Consider the following 23405-nt stretch of genomic DNA (forward strand, 5'->3'; position numbering starts at 1 on the left):
AATCAAAGGGCGCGCGACACGATAGTGCGGCAAAGTTCAGCCACTGCAAGGTGGCTCTGTCTCGGGAAACCATCGACACTGTCGTCGACAACTCCGTGGGTCGAATTGATCAGGCCATTGGCAACCATGGTGTCCAGCAGAAGGGCCTCGCGTTCCGGTGTATGCAGCAGGCGGGCATCCCCTGCGCGAACGGCCATGGCCGCAGCAATCGCCGTGCAGCCCCAGTTCGAACAGGCGGCCGTCACCAGCACATCGCAAGATGTCACGGCACCGATGCCGCCACCGCAACCGCATTGGCAGACGTCGCCATAGGGGACATGCGCTTTCACATGATCCGCAACCTTCCCCATGCCGATCTCATTGCCGCCGTCGCCAACGGCTACAACCGGCACACCGCGTTCGAGAGCCAGATCAAACAGGATATCCACCCGAGCCCGGCCCATGCCATAGTCGATGCCCCTCATCGAGTGGTAGACACCAAATTCGTTTCGGCCCACTCGCTCAGTCGAGAACAACAGATCGGGTTTCAGCGTCTCCATCATCTCTTCGGCCTGCACTTTGCCGGCTTCATCCTCGGTGGCAAAGGGCTGCATCACGATGGTGGCGAGGCTCTTGTCCGCCTTGGCGATCGCCGCTTGTGCCAGCGTAACAGGGAACAATCCCGCCGACTGGCACACATTGCGGATCGCTGGCAGCAACGTCTCTTCACAGAGCATGACGACGGTCACATTGCGGGCCAGAACCAAGGCGCGGGCCACAGCCGCAGCACCCGACGGCCCGTCGTTCTCACCCAGGTCTTCCGTAATCCACGCACGCGAGACAGAGCCGGTGGTCATCACCACCGTGCCGCCTTCTGGCACAGCCATCAGCGCATCTGCCGCGGCACCAACCAGCGAACCGCCCTGCAATTCCCGTGCGGCCACAAACAAATGTTCAACTCCGCGTTCGCCCATATCAATGTTCACCAACTGGTCTAAACGGTTGTCCAGGCGCGTGATCAAAGCCGCATCAGCCATGTGCGTTTTCTCCAAACAATGTCGCAGCGACCCAAGCCTGATCCTGCAAATGATCTGCCACTTCCCGCATGGCCGACACGAGACATTCAGCGACTGCCTTGGTGCCACCGGCGCGAGCTACGGCCCCGGCTGTCGGCTTCAACCGGATCGAAACTCGCCCGCCGGGTTGACCATGGGTGTTGACCGTAACGATCCCTTTGTCGCGCAGCATCAGCATGCCGATCGCGGCGGTGACTTCGGCAGGCACAAGATCGGCTGCCTCTGCTCCGGCCATGTCCAGCACAATCTTCATAGCATCCTGTTCGTCGATCTTCGGCCCCAGGGCCGAGCAGGTGATCCGATTTGCGCCCAAAGCCTTTTCAAGCGCCTCGGCCAGATCCTGACCATCCTGCGCCTCCTGCATCAACAGCTCAGGTGTAAATCCCTGAAGACTGCGCATCGCGCCCACTGCGACAGGCGCACGCGCTTCCATACCCAACTCGCTGACCTTCGCCTGAACAGGCACAAGGCTCGCAGGATCACCGCACAGAATGCCTGCACGCGGACCGGACAGGCCCGCCTTGTCGGCATTGGTGATGACAAGATCCGCCCCGAAGGACAGGGACGCGCCACCGCCATGCAAGACAGGCCGGTAACGCGCGCCATAGGCATCATCCAGAAACGTGATACATCCGGCGGCTTTCGCCGCCTTGACGGCACCCTTTATCAAGTCATCCGCCAGCATCGACAACTCAGAGGTCACCGGCGTGATCACGACAAGCGAGGGCGTCTCGCGCGCAATGCCTTCCTTAAACGCATCAAGATCATGCACCTCGACGACATCGACACCCGCCAAGCCTGCACCGCGCCCGACCGAGGCATGGCTGCGGTCGCCGTCGGGAACCAGTGACAGGACAGAGCGGCTCTGCGCATGGGCCAGAACGGTTGCCACAATGCCTGCGCTGGTGCGGTTCACAACAGCCGCCGCTTCGTGCCCCTGACCCCCCAAATGCGCAATTGCGGCCTGCCGCATGTCTTCTCCGAAAAGGCCCGGTCCAATCCATTCTTCGCAAAGAACGGGCAAGTCATCGGCGACCACCGGATAAAACCGCAGGTTGCCGGTACAGATCGCGATCTTGTCAATCCCCTCGCGGGCGACAAAATCAGCCGCGACGCGCCCGGCCTGTGCCAGACGGCGCACCTCATCCGCAGAGCCACGCAGTAGACTGCCCCGCGCATAACCTACCGCGGGGTCGATAGTGTTTCCGAAACGGTCCGTAGTCACGCGCCGCCCTCGATGTTGATGGTGACACATTTCCGGTAGGTATAGGCCTCAAGCGCGCCTTCGATGGAATACTCGCTGCCCATTCCGGATTGCTTGGTGCCGCCATAAGACATGCCCGGAATCTGGCCGCCCCCCTGATTGACCTGAATCCAGCCCGCATCAATCGCGCGGGTCAGGCGGGTGATCCGGCTGACATCATGGGTGAAAAGAAACGCCGCCAGCCCATAGTGGGTGTCGTTGGCCATCTCGATCACCTCTTCCTCGGTCTCGAAGGGGATGGCCACCATAACCGGGCCAAACACCTCTTCACGCGAAATACGCCAGCCATTGTCGACACCGGTAATGATCGTCGGGTTCGGGCAGAAACCTGCGGGATCCTCCGCCGGCGTTTCACCGATCAGGAAGGTCGCGCCCTGCTCTTCCGCTTCGGCCACAAAAGCGCGGATTTCGCCATAGCGTTCCGCATTGACGACCGCCCCCATGTCCACGTCCGGGTCCAGCGCATCGCCCACCTTTAAAGCGGCCGATTTCTCGGCAACCTTGGGCATCAGGACGTCCCAGATATCCTTGTGAACAAACAGGCGCGAGCCCGCAGTACAGCTCTGCCCCTGGCGCGCAAAACGCATGGCGTTGGCAACCTGCTGCGCCGTGGCGTCGAGGCGACCCCCGGCAATCGCATCAGGGAACACGATGGTCGGGGACTTGCCGCCAAGTTCAAGGGTCAGCTTGGCAATCCGATCCGCCGTCGCATGGCCAATCAAACGCCCAACTTCAGAGGATCCGGTAAACGAAACCTTGTCGATACCCGGATGGCTCGCCAGCGCGGCGCCAGCTTCTTCACCAAGCCCCGTGACGACGTTGAATACACCCGACGGAAACAGGCCATCGGCCAATTCCGCCAGTTTCAGAATGGCCAGCGGCGCGTCTTCGGCAGGCTTCAGAACAAGACAGTTCCCGGTGGCCAGGGCCATCGAAATCTTGACGCAGCCCAACTGCAACGGCGAGTTCCAAGGGATGATCGAACCCACCACCCCATGCGGCTCTCGCGTCGAATAACTCAGCAAGCCGGGGCCAAGCGGTAGGGTCTCTCCCTTCTGCTCGACCGCGACGCCGCCATAGTATTTCAGCACACCTGCCGCCCCCATGGCCTCGCCACGTGACTGGGTCTTGATGGCATTGCCGGATTCCGCCGCCAGAACGCGGGCAACATCTTCGGCGTTCTCCTCAAGGCGACGGCCCAGTTCCGCAAGCAGCTTCCCGCGCTCGCTCGCCGCCAGTGCCCGCCATGCAGGCAAAGCTGCCCGCGCGGCCTGCACGGCCAGATCAATTTCGGTTGCCGTTCCCCGCCCCACTTCGCAGATCGGACTGCGGCGCGACGGGTTTTCGATGATGATCGTCTGCCCGTTTTCGGGACGGTGCCACGCGCCATTGATATAGCTTCCGGCAAGGCCCGCATCAGGAAGGTTCGGCTCAAGCAAGTTTCCCATCATCCTTCTCCCTTACATCTTGGCCTTGACGACGGCCCAGGCGTCATCCAGCGCCCCCTTGAACCGCTCGGTGGCGATCTCGATCTCGTCTTCGTTGATTATCAACGGCGGCATAAAGCTCATCCGGTCCCCGATGGCGCGCAGGTACAACCCACGATCATGGGCAAAATTCTGCACCATTTCCCCCACCTTCCAAGACGGATCAAACGGCTCGCGCGTCTTGGCATCCTTCATCAACTCGAAGCCACAGAACAGGCCGACACCCCGCACTTCGGCCACCAGCGGATGATCCGCCAAGGCGTGGCATTTCGCGAGGAAGGTCTTCGACACCTTGCGAACATGTCCAACCAGATCGATCTCGTCGTAGATATCGAGCGCCTCAAGGCTCACGGCAGCGCCAACCGGGTGGCCGGCATAGGTATAGCCGTGGCCAAACACGCCAACTTCGTCCGAGTTCTTCATCATGTCCGCATACATTGCGTCCTTGAACATCAGGGCCGAGATCGGGAAGAACGCCGCCGAAAGGGCCTTGGCACAGGAAATCATGTCCGGCTCAAGCCCCCAGGTTTCCGACCCCCACATGTTGCCGGTACGGCCGAAGCCACACACCACCTCATCGGCAAGGAACTTAATGTCATACTTGCGTAGAACGGCCTGCATTTCCTTCCAGTACCCTTCGGGCGGCATCAGCGCCCCGCCACCGGAAATTGCGGGCTCGGCAAAAAACGCGGCAACCGTCTCCGGGCCTTCCGCAAGGATCAGCTTCTCGAACTCGGCCGCCATCCGTGTCGAAAACTCCTCTTCGCTCTCCCCGTCGATGTGAAAGCGGTAATAGTTCGGCAATTCCGTGTGCTTGAACTCGGGCAGTGGCAGGCCGAACTTGGCGTGCATATGCGGCTGGCCCGAAAGGGATACGGTGGCGATGGTATTGCCGTGATAGCCACGCACGCGGCCAATGATCTTGCGGCGGTCCGGCTCCCCCTTGGCGGTGTTCGTGTACCACAACAGCTTGATCGCCGTGTCATTGGCCTCCGAGCCGGAACACTGGAACATCACGCGATCCATACCACCCGGTGCCATGCTGATAAGCCGTTCACCCAGTTCCGCCACCCGTGGGTGCGACCGGTTGTAGAAGGTCGGCGCGAACGGCAACGTGTTCATCTGGCGCATGGCGGCGCTTGCCAGACGCTCGTTGTGATAGCCAAGGCTCACACAGCCCAGACCGGAAAATCCGTCAATGATCTCGCGACCTTCGCTGTCGTAGATGAAAACACCCTTGCCATGGGTGATCATGGTCGGCCCGTTTTCGGCGTGTTGGCGGAGGTTGGATTGCGGGTGGACGTGATGGGCTTTGTCCTGCTCGATCGAGCGTTTGGCGTCGGCGTTCATGGCGTGCTCCAGGCGAAGGTTTCCCCAAGAGTTCACATTCACCTTGACTGAAAATCAATTTCGAAGTTTTCCTATTTTGATGAATTTCCCTCAGGCTAAATCATGAAACCGCTGCTTGATCTCAGACACCTCCAACTCATCCAGGCCATCAATCAATCCGGCCGGATTACCGATGCCGCCAAAGTCCTTGGCGTCACACCCTCTGCCCTGTCACACCGCTTGCGAGAGGCCGAAAGACGGCTGGACGTGCCGCTTTACACCCGGATGCACAAGAAGCTCCGTAAGACACCGGCTGCCGATTATATGGCGGTTGTCGCCGAGCGCATACTGACCGATCTGGCCCGCGCCGAAGAAGACGTCCGCCGGATGAACGCTAATGTGCAGCACGTCGTCCGCCTCTCGGTCGAGGCCTACAGCAACTATCGCTGGCTGCCATCCTTCATCAAGTTCCTGAAGTCCCGCACCGATGGGATCGACATCCAGATCATGGCCGGCGCCCGCAGCGATCCCCTGACCGGGGTGCTGAACCGGCACCTCGACATCGCGGTGATGTCCGGCACCGTTGCGCAGGCTGGCCTCCACAGCATCCCCCTGTTCGAAGATCCGCTCTTGTACATCATGTGCCCGACCCACCGCCTCGCCGACCGGGAGTTTGTCGAAGGCTCTGACATCGTTGGGGAATCCTTCATCACCTACACCAAAGTGCCCGAACCAGACCGCGAATTCGCCCTGCTGTTCCGCCCAACCGACAGCTACCCAAAGTGGGCCGCCACCGTTGAACTGCCGGAAGCCATCGTAGAGCTCGTGGCCTCTGATCTTGGCACCAGTGTCCTGTCAAACTGGGCGCTCCAGACCGCACTGAACGAAGGGCGCATCGTCGGCGCGCGCGTCACCGAGGACGGGATATCCGTGCCCTGGCGCGCGGTCATCCGGGTCGAGGACATGGAAGAGGATGACCCGATCCACCAGGTTGCGCAGCTTCTGTCTGAATGGTGCGACTTGCCGGACGGCGGGTTTCACATCACCTGATCCGCAATCTGCCCCAAAGCCCGTTCGAACGGGCTTTGCCTCCCTGTTTGCAAACCGGGTTCCAGGCGCCTTTCAAGGCGCTTTAACCAGGGCGTTTCAAACCGCCCTGGCCCCTGGCCGCAACCGGGTGCGATCAATCGCGCATACGGCTGTTGGTCGGATCATAAAACGGGCGCAGGCTGGCTGTTGCCCTGACCGCACGGCCGTTGACCATCACCACGAACTCGCCCGCCGCCAGATCCTTGAGCGTCATGCCCTCGGGCCGGCTCACGTAGCCAAGGCCAACCGCCCCGCCAACGCTCCACCCGTAGGAGGCCGAGGTCAGCCGCCCGACGATCTCGCCACCGCGCAGGATCGGCTCCTTGCCAAAGATCAGCGCCTCGGGTTCTTCCAGACGGAAGCACAGCAACCGGCTGGCTGCACCTTCGCCCTTGCGCGCCTCGATGGCGGCCTTCCCGGTAAACTCCGTCCCGAAATCACAGGCAAATGTCAGGCCGCTGTCCACCGGGCTGTCAAAGGGCCCGATGTCGTGCCCCCAGTGGCGAAATCCCTTTTCGATCCGGCAACTGTCCACCGCCATGCCACCACACAGGCGCGGCGCACCGTCGGCCGCCATGATTGTCTCGAACACCTGCTGTGCGAACTCTGCGGGAACATGCAGCTCCCACCCCAACTCGCCCACATAGGTGATCCGCTGCGCCCGCACCGGCGCATGGCCTATGTGCAGGTTCTGCCAGGTGCCGAATGGGAACGCCTCGTTCGACAGACCCGCACCCGTCAGCGCGGTCAGGAATTCGCGCGACCGCGGCCCCATCATCGCCAGCGTCGCCTCGCCCGCCGTCACATTCACAACCGATACACCTGTGCCCTCAAGCCGGGACGTCAGCCAGCTTTGCGTCTGCGGTTCGGCCCCGGCCGAAGCCATCACCATGAACCGTGTCTCGGACAGGCGCGCAACCGTCACATCGGCCTCGATCCCGCCCTGTTCGTTGAACATGTGCGTATAGACCAACGCCCCAGACGCCACGGCCATATTGGCCCCACAAAGGCGCTGCATCTGGCCCTCGGCATCCGCGCCATCAACGATGAACCGCCCGAATGTCAGGTCGATCAGACTAAGGTCGGAGCGCAGCGCCTCGTGTTCGGCTCGCCAGTCATCAAACCACGGCTCACGACCGAACCCGTCAGTCATCTGGCGCCCATAGTAGAGCGGCCGCTCCCAGCCGTTTGCACTGCCAAACTGTGCCCCCGCATCGCGAAGGTGCGCATAGTAGGGCGTGCGCCGCATCCCTCGCGCCTCGGTCTTGCGTAGATAGGGCCAATGCATCGCATAGGCATGGCTCAGGGTCTCGGCGGCTTTGGTTGCGGTATAGCTTCGGGCGTTCAACCCCGGCACGATGCGACGGCTGTCCACATCCGTCAGATCCATGGTCATGTGACCGTACATGATCCATTCCGCCAGCGCCTTGCCCGCGCCCGGCCCGTTCTGGATACCGGTCGAGTTGAACCCGGCAGCAACCCAATAGCCCTTCATATCGGTGATCGGCCCAAGATAGTGCTTGGCGTCCGGGGTAAAGCATTCCGGCCCATTAAAGAACTTGCGAATGCCGCTTTCTGCCAACGCGGGAACCCGCTCCATCGCCGCCTCGAGAATGGGATAGAGGTGTTCCTCGTTGCAAGGCAGCTCGTCAAACTCGAACCTCTCGGGCAGACCTTGTTCGGGCAGCCACGGCGTCGCGTTAGGTTCCGAGCAACCGATCAGCAGCTTGCCCGCGTCTTCCTTGTAATAGGCGTATTCATCCATCACCCGCAGCACCGGCAGGTCACCGGTGACACCCTCGATCGGATCAGTCACAACATAGTAGTGATTGGTGTAATGCAGCGGGATCTGCACGCCGTGGGTCAGGCCGAATTCACGCGCCCACATGCCTGTGGCGTTGACCACATGCTCCGCGCGCATCAGGCCCTGTTCGGTTTCCACACCCACCGCGCGGCCACCCTCAATCACGATGCGGCCGACGGGGGTATCTTCGAAAATCTGCGCACCGTTCATGCGCGCGCCCTTGGCCAGCGCCATGGTGGTGTCGATGGGGTTGGTATAGCCGTCACCGGGAAACCAGAACGCGCCTTTGGCCCCGTCTATCGACAGCAAAGGCCAACGCTCCTGCGCCTCGGCCAGCCCGATCTCCTCGGCACGGATGCCACAGCCATGAGCGTAGTCGACCTTGCGCCGCAACTCTTCCATCCGCGCGTCATTCAGGGCCACGGTCATCGAACCATTGCGCTTGAAACCGGTGTTCTGGCCAGTCTCGTCCTCAAGGGCTTCCATCAGGTCGAGGCCGTATTTCGCCAGCGCCGTCATCACCGGCACGCCCTGTGTTTCGCTGACCAGACCAGCGGCGTGCCAGGTGGTGCCGGAGGTCAGTTTCTTGCGTTCCAAGAGCGCAACCGACCAGCCCGCCTTGGCAAGGTGATAGGCCGTCGCACAGCCAACAATGCCACCGCCGATGATGGCAACCTGAACGTCTGTGGGCAGGGGTTTGGTCATGCTTCTACCTTCCGGAAAGGGCTGCAGAGACCCGCGGGGGGGGCGCAAATGCGCCGCCCCATGGGGGAGGGTCGGGCGCTGCCCGGCCTATCGTCCGGGCGGGACATTTCGGATCCGTTCGTCATGCTCCTACCCCCGCAGCCGTTCATTCTCGGGATCATAAATCGGCACGGTCGCAACAGTCGCCTTGACCGGCACGCCCAGCACTTCGATCTCGTAGACATCACCCGGACTGGATGGCTCGGTCAGATAGCCCAGCGCGATCCGCTTGCCGATACGGAACCCCGTCCCGCCCGAACTGACATAGCCCACCGGCTTGCCATCGCGGCAGATCGGACTTGAGGACAGCGCATCCCCGCCATGCCCCTCCAGCACAAATGCGGTAAAGTGGTATGCCTTCTCCTGCTCCGCCTGCGCCAGAAACGCGTCGCGCCCCACAAAGCTCGCTTTTGTCTTGCTGACGAACCGCTCCAGACCCGCATCAAACGCGCTGTACTCGATCCCGAAATCCGCGCCCCAACCGTGATAGCCCTTTTCAAGGCGCATCGCGTTCAATCCGTAGGATCCGAACTCAACCATGCCCTTGTCGGCCCCCTGCTCCATGATCGCCTCGTAGACGGCAACCAGATCATCGCTGCGCAGATGCAGTTCCCAGCCCAGCTCGCCCACAAAGGACACGCGCAGCGCAATCACCGGCGCGCCGGCGATGGCGATCTCGCGCACCGACATCCAGGGCGCGGCCTCTTTCGACAGGTCATCATCGGTCAACGGCTGCAGCACGTCGCGCGACTTCGGCCCCATCACCATCAGCGCCGCATCAAACTCGGATCCGCGCTTCAGACCCACGCCCTCCTCGGGAAGGAATTGCGACATCCAGTCAAAATCACGCTGATCCGCCAGCGTCGGGCCGCACAGCAGGTACTTGTCATCCCCCAGACGCGCTATCGTCGCCTCGGACCAGACCTTGCCCTTGGGCGTCAGCATGTAGGACAGCTTGACCCGGCCCACAGACGGCATGGCACCACAGAACACTTCGTTCAGGAATTCGGTCGCCTTCGGCCCCTCGACCTCATAGCGGGTAAAGCCGCCGTGATCCATCACACCCACATTGTCGCGCACGCCTTCGCACTCGGCCTTGACCGCATCATGCCAGCATTCGTGATGGAAACTCAGCGCACCATCATTCTTGATCGCATCCGTCTCGAACCAGAACGCCCGCTCCCAGCCAGCAACCTGCCCGAACTGGGCACCCTTGGCTTTCAACCTGTCATAAAGCGGCGTGGTCTGCACCGGACGCGCCGATGCCCACAGGCGGTGCGGGTAAGGGATCGCATACTGGTTTTCATACAGCTCGCTCGACCGTTTCACGGTGTAATCAAACGTCGCCCATTCCTCGCCAAACCGGCGCGGATCCCAGAACGACATATCCCACTCGGTCTCGCTTTCGGTGATCCACTCGGTCAGCGTCTTCGCCGCCGCCGCCGAATGGGTGATGCCAACGGGGAAACAACAGGCATGGTAGAAATTCGGCAGACCGAACGCCGGACCACAGAGCGGCGCGCCATCGGGGCTATAGGGGATCGGGCCGTTCACAAAGCGGCTCACCCCCGCCTCGCCCAAGAGCGGCACATGCTCCAGCGCGGCTTCAAGAATTTCGGCAATGTCATCAACACTGTCAGGATATAGCTGGTTGGCAAAGCAATCCGGCATCCCGTCGAGCCACGCAGGACGCCCCTCGTGGCCATAGGACCCCAGCAGCAGCCCGTTCCGCTCGCGGCGCAGGTAATACATGATGTCCGGATCACGGACGAGCGGGAAGTTCTCGGGGTTCGCTTCCAGTTCCGGCAGGCTGTCAGTCACCAGATACTGGTGCTCCAGCGTAACGACGGGCAGCTTCTGCCCCACCATTTCGCCCACCACACGGCCATAATAGCCACCGGCGTTGATCACCACATCGCACAGGACATTGCCCTTGTCGGTCACCACCTCCCACTCACCCGACGGGCGGCGGTTGATGCCGGTGACTTGGGTAAACCGCGTGATTTCGGCGCCTAGGTCCCGCGAACCCTTCGCCAAGGCTTGCGTCAGCTGCGAGGGGTCTACATCGCCTTCATAGGGGTCAAGAATACCGCCGATGATGCTGTCGCCCGAGCTGAAATAGGGGTGCATGTCGTCCATTTCGGAAGGGGTCAGCATCGTCATGTCGTAACCCAGCCCCTTGGAGATACCGACGAGGTGGCGGAACAGGTCCATCCGTTCTTCGGTGTGCGCAGGCCAGAAGGCGCCGGTGTGGCGATAGGTGATCGGGTAATCGACCTCACTCGCCAGATCCTTGTAGAGCCGCCAGGCATAGTTGCCCGCGCGCATCCCGCCCCAGCTGTTGGCATAGGTCGGAATGTTACCCGCCGCGTGCCATGTCGACCCGCTCGTCAGTTCGTTCTTTTCAATCAGCAGCGTGTCGGTCACGCCCGCCTTGGCCAGGTGATAGAGGGTCGACACGCCAACCGCACCGCCCCCGATAATGACAACTTTGGCTTGGGTTTTCATGAGTTTCTCCACGCGATTAGGAGCGCGCCTGACCCTGGGTGGGCGCTCTTGCGCCCTCCCGTGGGGAGGGTCGGGCGCGGTCCGGCCTGCCGCCGGACCAATTGGTGTTTGTTGAGTCTGTACATCGTTGTTCCCTACCTAGCGGTCGCTCGGCGGCAGCCGGATCGGCAGACGCGCGCGCAGGGCGACTTCGACATCTGCGGGCAGGTGAGACGGCGCGGGCATCGCTTCGATTTCGGCGACGCGGGCGATGGCCCTGTCCCAGACGGTCTGTGCGCCGCTTTCCAGCCAGTCGTTCACGCTCTGGCGGTCGCCTAGCTTGGGATAGACATATTCCTTGGTCATCAGGTCCAGCGTCTGCGCGGTGCCAAGAAAGTGCCCCTCACCCGTCACCACCTCTTCGATCATGTCCAGATCAATCGAGCCTTCGAACATCTCGACCCCCCGCACCGAACGCAGGATCGCACCGCACATGTCATTATCGATCACCAAAGCCTCTTTGCTGGCCGCCATGATCGACCCCAGCATGCCAACGCTCAGGTTGATCATGTCCGCGCCACCTTGGGCGGCAAGCGCGATTGTATAGCCCTTTTCATAGCCCGACTGCGCATCCGCCGTCTTGGCGTCTGTCATACCCGCCGATACGGTCGACGGCAGGCCAAGGTTCAGCAACAGCTGCGCCGCGGCGGCGTTGGCCACAGCGGCCTCGCCCGAGCCACCGGTCATCGCGCCGGTCCGCAGGTCGGAAATGAACGGTAGGAAGGCGAGAATACAGGGAAACCCCGGCTGCATCATGTTGACCAGCACCAGACCGGCCAGCGATTCCGCCAGTCCCTGCGCCAAGGCACCGGCCAGCGAGGCAGGGCTGGTCGCACCTGCCTGCGCGGCAGAACAGATCTGCAGCGGCATCCCCAGACGTACGCATTCCTGCATCACGCCACAGGCCTCTTCTGCCAGAGTCAGTGGAGGCACTACGTGGCATACCGAGGCAAAGCAGAACGGCTGTTTGGCAAACGCGCCCTCGCCCCCCAAGGCCTCGTCGAACATGTCGATCACCGGTGCAACATGTGCTGGTTCGAAAAAGCTGGTGCCAATGGGTTTCGAGGTTGCTTTCATCGCGACAAAGGCGGTGTTGATATCCAGCGTCAACGGATCTTCCAGATCGCGTGCCACCACCGGGCGCAGAGAATAGTGGATGCTGTCACAGGCATCCACAATACGCATCAGGCCATAGAGATCCTGCAGCGTGCTGTCGCGGAAGGCATTGGTCGCCGAATCCAGAATCTGAACCGCCGCGCCGCCGGTGCCGATATGCACCTTGCCGCCGCCAACCTCGATCCCGCGATCACGGACATAGCCGGGCATTTCGACCCGCTTACACGCCTTGCCGATCACATCCTCGACCAGTGATCGGGGGAAGGTGATCCGCCCGTCCGACCGCACAACCGCGCCGTTGTTCAGGGCAAGCTCGCGAATGTCTTCAGGCGCCTGGGAAACCCCGATCCGTTCCAGTATCTCAAATGCTGCCTCGGTGATTTTGGCAAGCTTGGCGTCGGTCAACGGCATGAACCGACCGCCTTTGGGTGGAGATGTCATCTGTGGGCCGGGGGCCACCGCCCCCCTTGTCGATCGTGTCCGCCTCATTTGAACCCTAGATGCTAAGTCGTTCGAAGGCAGTCTAGGAAGACGCTTAAATTAGCTCAATTTCATTATTTACGCGCTTTGGTGAAATAGATTCACCCAGCTACACCTCCTGATATACCCAATGCGCGGGTTGCCCCTTTTGCGGCGCACCCACGCAAATCTCGGCCTCAGAACAGGAAGTCGTCAGAGGTATACCCGTTTATCCCGTTGATCACGGATTGATAGCTCACGTTCTGCAAGAGAATGCTGTTGGCCCCATCGACGATCAGGGCAAACCCTCCGCTGTCCTGTACGTGATTGGCAATGAAATCCGCATAGTCGGTGATGCCCGTCACACCGGACAGATCGATCCTCTCCGCGTTATGAGTCTTGAAGTCGGTGATCACATCCTGACCAAAGCCATCCGTGAAAACAAAGGTATCCGTTTGGCCGCCGCCGGTAAGCGTGTCATTCCCTGATCCACCAACCAAAAGGTCAACACCGTTCCCACCGTACAATCGGTCATCTTGGGCATCGCCGAACAAACTGTCATCTCCGCCGCCACCGTTGAGCGTATCGTTTCCGTAGTTGCCAGACAGGCTATCCGAGCCCGCCCCGCCGATCAGCACGTCGCGTTGAGCACCACCAGACAACGTATCGTCGCCAGCCTGCCCCTTGAGTGTGTCTTCGCCAAGGCCACCAGAGAGGCTGTCGTTCCCGGCTCCGCCTTGAACCAAATCCGCCCCGTCTCGCGCTGAAACAGTGTCATTGCCGCCGTTCGCCACGATGACGTTGTCTCCAGCAGATGCAGTGATTTCGTCATCCCCGGCACCCGTGGTCAGGTTCTCGAAACCGGAAACAACGTCACCTGTACCCCGCCCTCCGTTGACGGCCCCGGTGGTAAGGTTGATGGTCATCGACAGGGTTTCATAGGCATAGGTCAAAAGGTCGACACCCTCACCACCGTCAAGGGTATCCGCGCCGAAACCACCATCAATCTCGTCATCGCCAACACCGCCGGAAATCAGGTCATCTCCACCGCTGCCGCGCAGGGTGTCATTGCCGTCTCCGCCACTTAGTGTATCGCTACCACTACCACCTGTGATCAGGTCTTTCCCAAGGCCACCTTCAAGGCTGTCGTCACCTGCTCCACCATCAACCGAGTCGTTGCCTGATCCGGCGTCTACGGTGTCATTGCCGTCGCCGCCGTCGATCGTGTCCAGACCCCAATCCCCCAACAGGCTGTCAGCACCGCTCAAACCAAGCAGCAAATCGTGCGACCCTCCACCGTTCAGAGTGTCATCACCAGAACCGCCGTTCAAAGTGTCGGCTCCACTACCCCCCAACAGTTCATCGTCGCCAATCCGGCCGGTAAGGCTGTCGTTGCCATCAAAGCCGGACAGCTGTGAACCGCTGAAATGCGCAACAATGGTGTCGTTGCCAGCGCCCCCCAGGACATCGGAGAAAAGGCCGCCTAGAACATCGCCTGCCGCCTGGCCGCCCGACACCACGTTGGTCTTAAGATCCACGTTCACGCCAACTGAATCAAAGACATAAGACAGCGTATTGCGTCCTGCACCACCATCGATCAGGTCGGCACCATTACCGCCATTCAGCGTGTCGTCGCCATCACCCCCGATCAGGGTATCTGCACCGTTCTTACCAACGATCAGGTCATGTCCACCGAGGCCGACAAGACGATCGGCCTTACCAGAACCATAGATCCGTTCGTTCGCGTTGGTGCCAGTTGTGCTGCCGCCGGACGCAGGGGCTGTAATCACGTTGCTTTCGATGACAAGATCAAACGTCGCACGTGTAGACGCCCCATGCGTGTCAGTTGCAATCACGGAGAACGAATGCGTTCCCGAAAGCGCTTCCGGAATGTCAGCGGCAAACCGTCCCGTCGCCGGATCAAAAATCATCCATGTCGGCAAAGCAGACCCGTCTGCCAACGTCGCAGCAAGCGTCACTGCATCGCCATCTACATCCGAAAACGCCGCGCTGACATCCAGCACATGCGCGTTGCCCTGCAACCAGTTCACCTGCGCAATCGGTGCATTCAGAACCGGTGGCGAGTTGAACAGCGTGACAATCCCATCGTCAAACTGAAGCCGCTCGATCCCATAAAGGTAATCGGTGACATTGCTTGCGGTGTGGCGCACCAATGTCTGCCCCCGGGCATCCGCCGCGGCGGTCAAAGTGTAATCGGCCTGATTACCGGTAAAGACCGCAACATCAGCCCCTTCGCCACCATACAACCGGTCACTCAGCGCGCCGCCATCCAGAGTGTCAGCGCCTGTACCACCCAACAGCGTGTCATAGCCATCACCACCCTTCAGCGCGTCATTGCCACCTCGCCCAAAGATCCGGTCATTGCCAGCTAGGCCATCAAGTATCTCGCCAGCAGCCGTGCCGAAAATCGTATCGCTCCCGGCCGTGGAAGCACCGCTTCCTCCTGCGGTCAAATAGTAAATTTGTCTTGCGCTTTGGTCGTAGGTGAACTGGCCCGTGAACCCTGTGCCTGCCAGCGTCAGGCTCGCATCCACCACGCCATCGTGGTCGACATCAAACCCCAGTAGAGTATTTCCGCCCAGTTCGGAAACGACAAAACCCTCCATGTCTTGGGGGGCTCCCGCAAGCGAAATCCGCTCTCCGATTTCCAGATCCTCAATCCGACTTCCGGCCAAATCGACAAAGTTCAGCTGGAAGAAATCCAGCCCAGCTCCACCTGAAAGCACGTCGGCACCACCTTGGCCAGCAAGGTAATCGTCTCCATCACCGCCGGAAAGGCTGTCGTTGCCGGTCCCGCCATAGATATAGTCGTTGCCGTCGCCGCCAACGATCGTATCATCGCCCGCATCGCCGTAGAGATAGTCATTGCCACCCGCACCAGCTATGCTGTCGTGGCCATCTCCACCTGTCGCATTGTCCGTCTCGGCGCCTCCGAGAAGCGTGTCGTCACCTGCCTCGCCATAGAGCTGGTTGTTACCATCACCCCCTGAAATCAGGTCGTTACCCTCGCCGCCTTGCAGATAGTCACGGTCATTGCCGCCCGTCATCGTGTCGTTGCCAAGGCCACCCGCCATCGTGCTGTCGCCAGCGCCACCCACCATCGAGTCGTCGCCGTCTTCACCGTAAAGCGAGTCAATGCCGTCGCCGCCGATCAGAGTGTCGTTGCCACCCTTGCCATACAGCCTGTCATTACCGGGGCCACCGGTCAGGAGGTCATGGCCCTCTCCACCGTCGAGATAGTCGTCTGCGTCCCCGCCGGTCAGGGTATCGTCACCAGCGCCACCAAACAGTTGGTCATTGCTCTCGCCACCGTCGAGCATATCGCTCCCGGCCCCGCCAAGAAGGGCATCCGAACCGGTGCCCCCTTCAAGGCTGTCATTACCCTCTTCGCCGTTCAGCGTGTCGTTGCCGTCACCACCCGACAGGGTGTCGTTGCCGATACCACCAAACAGCTTGTCGTTGCCAAGGTTGCCGCTCAGTTGGTCATCGCCGCCAAAGCCAAACACCGTATCGTTGCCCTCAAGGGCATCCAGAGCATCAGCCGTGGCATTGGCAACGATACTGTCCGCGCCGCTCGTGGCCGTTCCGGACGGCGTCGTCGACATCAGGAAGACCGAGGTATAGGACGTTGAATAGAACCCACGCAGCAGGGTCCATTCGCCCGTGAACGTCCCGTTCAAAGTCAGAACCACATCGTCCACGCTCGCCCCGTCGCCAGTAAGGTCAAACGTCAGGACCGTGTTGCCACCAACTTCGCTCACGCTCAGCTGGTTTCGGGAGAGCCCGGTTGTATTGATATCGATACGCTCGTCGGCCTGGAAATCGGTGATCAGGTCGCCGTTGAAATCTACCAGGGTATCCCGGAATACGTCGATGTCGGCCCCACCGCTCAGCGTGTCGGCATCTGCGCCGCCCCAAAGCTCGTCAGCCCCGTTGCCCCCCGTCAGGCTATCATTTCCGACACCACCATAAAGACGATCAATGCCTTCTCCGCCAGAAAGCGTATCGTCTCCATCATCGCCGTAGAGATAGTCGTTGCCGTCGTCGCCGGTGATCGTATCGTTACCGTCTCCGCCATAAAGACGGTCATGCAAAAGGCCGCCGATCAGCGTGTCGTTGCCAGCATCGCCATACAACCGGTCACTACCGTCTTCACCAACCAGATAGTCGTCGTCCTCACCACCGTACAGGTAGTCCGTGTCCAGACCGCCATAAAGCGTATCGTTGCCAGCATCGCCACGCAGCGTGTCTCGTCCAGAACCACCAATCAGCGAATCCGTGCCGTTGCCACCAAGAAGATTGTCATTGTCATCGCCGCCGCTGAGCGTGTCATTGCCTTCACCACCACTCAGGCTGTCGGACCCGGCATCTCCCGACAGGTTGTCATTGTCGGCATCTCCAAAAAGGGTGTCGTTGCCATTGCCGCCGTACAGCGCATCGCCGCCGGCAAACCCGAACACGATATCGTTGCCATCGCCTGTGCTGATCGAATTTCCGCCAGTCGTCCCGAAAACAGTGTCGTTGCCACTGGTAATGCTGCCCTGAACGGACCCACCCAGACCGATGACAACCCCTTTGCGATCCACCACGACATAGGCCAGCGCACTTGCCGCCCAACTGCCCGCAAGTGTGAATGTGGTCTCGGCCGTACCATCATTGTCGATATCAAGGCTCACCAGCGTGTTGGCGCCACTGGCCGCCGTGTTAATCGACGCATCCGCGACGCTCGACGCATCACGAATGTACGCATCGAACCTGATCAGATCGCCCAAAGCGAAATCCGAAAGGAAATCGCCCTGAAGGTCACTGTAGCTTCCTTCAAAGGTATCATTGCCCGAGCCGCCAACAAGACTATCCGCACCAGCACCGCTCTTCAGGACATCATTGCCAACGCCACCATTCAGCGTGTCGTCACCATCATTGCCATAGAGTGAATCGTCGCCGTCCCCACCATTCAGAAGGTCGTTGTCCAAACCACCGAACAGGTTGTCGTTACCAAGATCGCCGTTCAGCGTATCGTCGCCGGCGTCCCCGTTGATGTACTCGTTGCCGCTCCCACCTGAAACGCTGTCGGCACCGTCGCCAGCATAGACACGGTCATCGCCGTCGCCCGCATCAATGCTGTCGTCCCCCGCATCGCCATACAGATAATCGGCGTAAGCACCACCGCGCAGTGTATCGTTTCCGCTTCCACCATAAAGGTAGTCGCGGTCTGCGGTACCAACCAGGCTATCGTTGCCACCATCCCCATAGAGACGCGCACTTTCGGTTCCCGCTTCAAGGGTATCATCCCCGGCACCACCCAACAGCGTGTCACGTCCGGACCCGCCGCGTATCGAGTCGTTGCCGGCGCCTCCCGACAGCATGTCGTTGCTGTCACCGCCATCAATCGTGTCGTTGCCACCATTGCCGAACAACCTGTCGGCACCGATCCCACCGCTCAGGCTGTCATCGCCGCCCAGCGCAATGATGGTATCGTTTCCGTCTCCACCAGACAGGGTCTCAACCGCATCGGTCCCGATGATCGAGTCATTGCCCGCAGTCTCGCTTCCAATACCGGTTTGCGTGAGAAGGACGATGTCGCTCGCACTGTATGACGTCAGCCCCGCAAGGAAGAGGAAAGGCTGCGCAAACGTGCCGTTCAGCGTCAGGCTGACATCATTGGACGTATCGCCATCATCACCCACATCGATCGTGAGCACCGTATTGCCGTTGTCGACAGTGGCGGAAATGTTGCCGCTATCCGCCCGGAAATCAGTAAACCGCAGCGTGTCGTCCTGGCCGAAATCGGTGATGACGTCTCCGTCCACCCACAACTGGCGCAGGCTGAAGATATCGGCTCCGGCGCCGCCCGTCATGGTGTCGGCACCATCCTGGCCGCTGATAAAATCGGCGCCTTCACCGCCCTCAATGCTATCGGCGCCCGTGCCGCCGTAAAGATAGTCGTCGCCCAGCCCGCCGGACAGCGTGTCATCATCGTTGTCGCCGTAGAGCCAGTCCCTATCGTCACCGCCAACAAGGCTATCCGCACCGTCGTTGCCGTTCAGCCGATCCTCGCCATCACCGCCGTCAATCGAGTCATTCCCCGATCCGCCGGCCAACGTGTCGTTGTCCGCATCCCCCGAAAGCGTGTCATTGCCAGCATCACCGGTCAGACTGTCGGCCCCCGTTCCACCATCCAAGCTGTCGGCGCCGTCCCCCCCGATCAGCGTGTCATTGTCCACGCCACCAAACAGGGTGTCGTTGCCGTCATGCGCATTCAGGCGATCATTGCCGTCTCCGCCCGAAAGGCTGTCGTCACCTTCGTTGCCTTCCAGGGTGTCATTGCCTTCGCTTCCCTCCAGCGTGTCATCACCGACATCACCAAGCAAAGAGTCGTTGCCAAGACCGCCGACCAAACTGTCGTTACCGCCTTGTCCAAACAGCTTGTCATCACCCTCCCCACCCAGGAGAGTGTCATTGCCATCAAGCCCAACCAGCGTGTCATTCCCACCCAGACCATTGAACGAGTCATTGGTCGGCGTTCCAGCCAACACATCAGCTCCCTCAGTCGCCGAACCGGAACCGGCAAACGACGTCAGATAAATATCGGTACCATTGGATTGAGTAGCACCGTGCAGAACAAGGAATTCGCCCCCAGCCGGTACCCCAGCGATCGTAAAGGTCACGTCAACGTTGCCGTTGCCATAACGATCAAGCATTACAATCGTATCAGGCCCACTCGTGTCAAAAGTGACAACGCTGTTCGCCGTGGTCTGATTCAGAGTGATCCTGTCGCCAGATTCAAAATCGGTAATCAGGTCACCGTCGAGCGTCTGATAGCGATAGCCGTAGTAATAATAGGAATAGCCCTGGAAGACATCGGTCCCAGCCCCACCCGTCAGCGTGTCCGCGCCATAAGAGCTCAAGAGCGTATCGTTGCCATCTCCGCCATCAAGGCTGTCAGTGCTGCCCGCCGCCCTCAGGTAGTCGTTGCCAAGACCACCAATCAGGGTGTTGTTGCCGCCGCTGGCAATGATCGAGTCATCGCCATCACCGCCATCAAGAATGTCGTCGCCGCTGCTATCGTTGAGCGTATCGTTGCCGGTCCCACCTTCAACCGTGTCGTTCGACTGCCCTGCCGAAAGCCGGTCATTGCCAGCACCACCAACAAGGCTGTTCGGGCCGCCGCTGCCTTGGAGCGTGTCATCGCCGTCACCCCCCAGCAGCGTATCTTCCCCTGTGCTGGCCTGCAAACTGTCGTTCCCCGCGCCCCCGTCGAGCAGGTTGTCGCCCGCGTTGGCATAGATCGAGTCGTTGCCGTCCCCTCCATACGCCGTATCATTACCGGTTCCCGTGTAGATCCGGTCATAACCGAGCCCTCCGAGGAGCAGGTCATCTCCGTTATCGCCCGTCAGGTAGTCGTTGCCATCATCGCCGCGGAGCGTGTCGTTGTCATCGCCGCCATAGAGATTGTCCGCATCGGAACCGCCAATCAGAAGGTCATTGCCATTCTGGCCATAAAGGTAGTCACCACCTTCATGCCCCCAGATTTCGTCGTTGCCATCGCCGCCGTATAGGTAGTCATAGTTACCGAACCCGAAGATCAGGTCATCGTCCACGGTGCCGCTGAGATTGTTGTAGTTGTCGTCCCCGAAAATCACCGATCCGCTGGTCTGGACCAGAATGATCTCCGTCGCAGTCGCGCTGCGGCCGGTCACCGGAATACCGGACCGTGCGACGAAGGTACCTGTGAAAAGGCCGGACAGGGTCAGCGTGATATCTGTAGAGGCGTCACCATCGACATCAATGTTCAGGAACGTGTTTACGCCATCGTTGCTGACCGTCATGTCCGAGGTGTCAAAGCTCTCGTCAAGAACACGGATACGTTCAAGAACCTGGTAATCCGCGATTGTATCGCCGTTCAGGTCGCCAACTGTCCCCGCGAATACGTCCAGCTCGGTGCCACCGACCAGCGTATCGGCGCCGGCACCACCGTTCAGGGTGTCGATGCCTGCCCCGCCTTCAAGGCTGTCGGCCCCCGCCTCGCCCATGAGAACGTCGGCATCGTCGCCACCCTGCAGGGTGTCATCGCCTGCACCACCCAACAAAAAGTCATCCCCGGCGTCGCCGGTCAGCAGATCATTGTCGCCCCCGCCATAAAGCTTGTCCGCGCCCAGACCGCCCGCCAGCGTATCTGCACCGCCAAAGCCGACAACGGTGTCATTCCCGCCGCCCGCATCCAGCGAATCCGCGCCCGCGGTGCCGGTCAGGCTGTCGCTGCCTGTCGTCGCCGTTCCTTGGCCTTCCTGCACCAGAAGGATATCCGTCCCCGTTGCGGACGAGTTCCCGAACAGGGTGACAAAATTCAATCCCGTGCCGGTGAAATTCAGGGTGATGTCATCGCTGACGTCGCCATTGCTGCCGATGTCTATGGTCACCGTCGTGACCCCGGCATTGACCACCACGCTCAGATCACCGTCCGCAAAATAGGCATTCAGAACCGCAACCTGATCACCCGCTTCGAAATCCGAAATCAGGTCACCATCCAGATCGGCCGCATCGCCTTCGAACCTGTCCGCGCCGGTGCCGCCAGCAAGCGTATCAATGCCAAGACCACCTTTCAGCGTGTCCTGACCCTCGCCACCGTCAAGACTGTCGGCCCCCTCGCCACCGTCCAGCGAGTCGTTGTCAGCCTCGCCCAGAAGCGTGTCCGCATCCGCGCCACCAAAGAGGCGGTCAACGCCGTCTCCGCCCAGCAGGCTATCGCTGCCGCCCTCGCCGTACAGGTAGTCAGAACTGCCGCCGCCATAAAGCGTATCCGCCTCTGAGCCGCCATAGAGATAGTCGCCGAAATCTCCGCCCCAGAGCGTATCCGAATCCGCGCCGCCATAAAGCCGGTCGATGCCGTTGCCGCCAATGAGCCAATCAGCACCGTCGCCGCCCCAAAGCGTGTCAAAACCTTCTTCACCCCAAAGCGAGTCCGCTCCGTCGCCACCAAACAGATAGTCGTTACCATCCCCGCCTGCGAGAGAGTCATTGCCAATACCGCCGTCCAGCGTGTCGGCATCATCGCCACCAAACAGACGGTCGTCGCCTTCTTCACCATAAAGACGGTCCGACCCTGCATCGCCATAAAGGTTATCCGACCCCTCATCACCGTAAAGAGAGTCACCCCCCTCGCCGCCAACAAGCGTATCAAACCCTTCACCACCAGACAGCGCATCATTGTCCGCGCCACCATCCAGATAATCGCGCCCACTCCGGCCATAAATCGTGTCGGCCCCTGCGTCGCCATAGATGCTGTCGTCGCCATACCAGCCGCTTGCAATATCCGCCCCGGCACCCAGTGAAATGAGGTCATGGCCGCTGTCGCCATACACGGTATCGGCGCCGTCACCGCCTTGAATGACATCGTGGCCTGCGCCCCCGCGCAGGAAGTCATCCCCCAGATCGCCCTGAAGCACATCGTTGCCAAGACCACCGTCCAGAGAGTCGTTGCCCACACCGCCCATCAGCAGATCGTGGCCGTCGCCCCCTTCAACCGTATCGGCACCGTCGCCGCCAACCAGCGCGTCATCCGCGGCGCTGCCAACCTGGCTGTCATCGGCCGCCGTGCCAGTCCAGATCGTGCCGTTGAACGAATTCAATAGCATGAGAGTGAACGACTCCGACGCCAGCACCAGCATGCCCACCGCAAGCGTGCCGGTCATCGTAAAGCTCAGATCGGCAATCGTGTCCTGATCGGTATCAATGCTGGCAACGGTGTTCCCGCCAACCACCGAAAAAGACATGTTCGTGGCGTCGAAATTGGCCCCCAGAACGGCAATACGGTCGATCGCCGTAAGATCCGCGATGGTATCTCCCTGCATCGAAGAGGCCGTGCCAATGAACAGGTCGCTGCCGTTGCCGCCAACCAGTTCATCCGCACCGGAACCGCCAAGCAAGACATCGTCGCCGTCGCCTCCAAGAAGATCATCGTCGCCCGCGCCGCCAAGCAGGCGGTCGTCATCGGCACCCCCCACAATCAGATCAACGCCGTTGCCGCCAAACAGCGTATCGTCGCCGTCGCCGCCGTTCAGGGCATCGTTGTCGTCCTCGCCGAACAGCTGGTCATTTCCCGCATCACCATAAAGGATGTCGTTGCCGGTACCGCCCGCAAGCCCGTCATTCTCGGTGCCGCCGCTCAGGGTATCATTGCCACCAAAACCATACAGGTAATCAACGCCAGCCAGGCCCGAAATCGAATCCGCATCCGCGGTGCCTTCGATCACGTTATTGCCACTGTCTCCGGTGAGGTTCGCCATTGTAATGCCCTTGATTCTAGCGACTTTGCGCAATGCTTAACGAATGAATAGCGCAAAACACCCTCAAGGACAAAAAGGTGTGGCCGAAAGGGATATTTTACAATCCTGAGCTGTTTTCCTGCCCGACGAACCGGTTGTCCAAGGGCTCGCAAGTAAATTCCATTTGCTCCGACAACCCGCCGACATTCACCATCTGCGATTTGA

Annotated in this window: 9 protein-coding genes; 1 reads left to right on the top strand and 8 read right to left on the bottom strand. The window is 60.5% G+C overall.

Translation table 11 applies throughout. From position 1 onward, the window contains the following. Positions 1 to 2 precede the first annotated feature (2 nt). The 4 genes from ABWV42_RS08760 to ABWV42_RS08775 are packed head-to-tail and all read right to left on the bottom strand — an operon-like array spanning position 3 to position 5156. The gene (locus tag ABWV42_RS08760; RefSeq protein WP_353339794.1) at positions 3 to 1016 is read right to left on the bottom strand and encodes a glutamate cyclase domain-containing protein; all 1014 of its coding nucleotides are present in this window, start codon (positions 1014 to 1016) and stop codon (positions 3 to 5) included. Then, positions 1009 to 2280, bottom strand: a complete 1272-nt coding sequence (locus ABWV42_RS08765; RefSeq protein ID WP_353339795.1) for a hypothetical protein — start codon at positions 2278 to 2280, stop codon at positions 1009 to 1011. Before ABWV42_RS08765 ends, ABWV42_RS08760 begins: the two co-directional genes overlap by 8 nt. After that, positions 2277 to 3767, bottom strand: a complete 1491-nt coding sequence (locus tag ABWV42_RS08770; protein WP_353339796.1) for an aldehyde dehydrogenase family protein — start codon at positions 3765 to 3767, stop codon at positions 2277 to 2279. Before ABWV42_RS08770 ends, ABWV42_RS08765 begins: the two co-directional genes overlap by 4 nt. Before the next feature lie 12 nt (positions 3768 to 3779). Continuing rightward, positions 3780 to 5156 (bottom strand): aminotransferase, encoded by a 1377-nt coding sequence (locus ABWV42_RS08775; protein ID WP_353339797.1) that lies wholly within the window; start codon positions 5154 to 5156, stop codon positions 3780 to 3782. A 102-nt stretch (positions 5157 to 5258) separates the two neighbouring features. Between ABWV42_RS08775 and ABWV42_RS08780 the strand changes: the two genes are divergently transcribed. After that, positions 5259 to 6185 carry a LysR family transcriptional regulator gene (locus tag ABWV42_RS08780; RefSeq protein WP_353339798.1) on the top strand — a complete coding sequence of 309 codons (927 nt, stop codon included), beginning with the start codon at positions 5259 to 5261 and terminating at the stop codon, positions 6183 to 6185. Between the two features lie 133 nt (positions 6186 to 6318). On the opposite strand, the gene ABWV42_RS08785 is transcribed toward ABWV42_RS08780, so the two are convergent. The 4 genes from ABWV42_RS08785 to ABWV42_RS08800 all read right to left on the bottom strand — a co-directional run bounded on the left by ABWV42_RS08785 (position 6319) and on the right by ABWV42_RS08800 (position 23201). Continuing rightward, the gene (locus ABWV42_RS08785; RefSeq protein WP_353339799.1) at positions 6319 to 8733 is read right to left on the bottom strand and encodes an FAD-dependent oxidoreductase; all 2415 of its coding nucleotides are present in this window, start codon (positions 8731 to 8733) and stop codon (positions 6319 to 6321) included. A 129-nt stretch (positions 8734 to 8862) separates the two neighbouring features. Then, positions 8863 to 11280, bottom strand: a complete 2418-nt coding sequence (locus tag ABWV42_RS08790; RefSeq protein WP_353339800.1) for a GcvT family protein — start codon at positions 11278 to 11280, stop codon at positions 8863 to 8865. A 138-nt stretch (positions 11281 to 11418) separates the two neighbouring features. Beyond that, positions 11419 to 12924, bottom strand: coding sequence for a trimethylamine methyltransferase family protein (locus ABWV42_RS08795; RefSeq protein WP_353339801.1), 1506 nt, complete (start codon positions 12922 to 12924; stop codon positions 11419 to 11421). 167 nt (positions 12925 to 13091) lie between these two features. Further along, entirely contained in the window at positions 13092 to 23201 is a 10110-nt protein-coding gene (locus ABWV42_RS08800) for a calcium-binding protein (RefSeq protein ID WP_353339802.1), read from the bottom strand. Between the last annotated feature and the right edge of the window lie 204 nt (positions 23202 to 23405).

Source organism: Pelagimonas sp. KU-00592-HH (assembly GCF_040369695.1).
Taxonomy (GTDB): Bacteria; Pseudomonadota; Alphaproteobacteria; order Rhodobacterales; family Rhodobacteraceae; genus Shimia.

What these genes read in the sequence shown, in the direction of transcription:
- ABWV42_RS08785 (WP_353339799.1), bottom strand. Translation starts at nt 8,733, where the DNA reads ATGACCAAACCCCTGCCCACAGACGTTCAGGTTGCCATCATCGGCGGT.
- ABWV42_RS08790 (WP_353339800.1), bottom strand. Translation starts at nt 11,280, where the DNA reads ATGAAAACCCAAGCCAAAGTTGTCATTATCGGGGGCGGTGCGGTTGGC.
- ABWV42_RS08770 (WP_353339796.1), bottom strand. Translation starts at nt 3,767, where the DNA reads ATGGGAAACTTGCTTGAGCCGAACCTTCCTGATGCGGGCCTTGCCGGA.
- ABWV42_RS08760 (WP_353339794.1), bottom strand. Translation starts at nt 1,016, where the DNA reads ATGGCTGATGCGGCTTTGATCACGCGCCTGGACAACCGTTTAGACCAG.
- ABWV42_RS08800 (WP_353339802.1), bottom strand. Translation starts at nt 23,201, where the DNA reads ATGGCGAACCTCACCGGAGACAGTGGCAATAACGTGATCGAAGGCACC.
- ABWV42_RS08780 (WP_353339798.1), top strand. Translation starts at nt 5,259, where the DNA reads ATGAAACCGCTGCTTGATCTCAGACACCTCCAACTCATCCAGGCCATC.
- ABWV42_RS08775 (WP_353339797.1), bottom strand. Translation starts at nt 5,156, where the DNA reads ATGAACGCCGACGCCAAACGCTCGATCGAGCAGGACAAAGCCCATCAC.
- ABWV42_RS08795 (WP_353339801.1), bottom strand. Translation starts at nt 12,924, where the DNA reads ATGAGGCGGACACGATCGACAAGGGGGGCGGTGGCCCCCGGCCCACAG.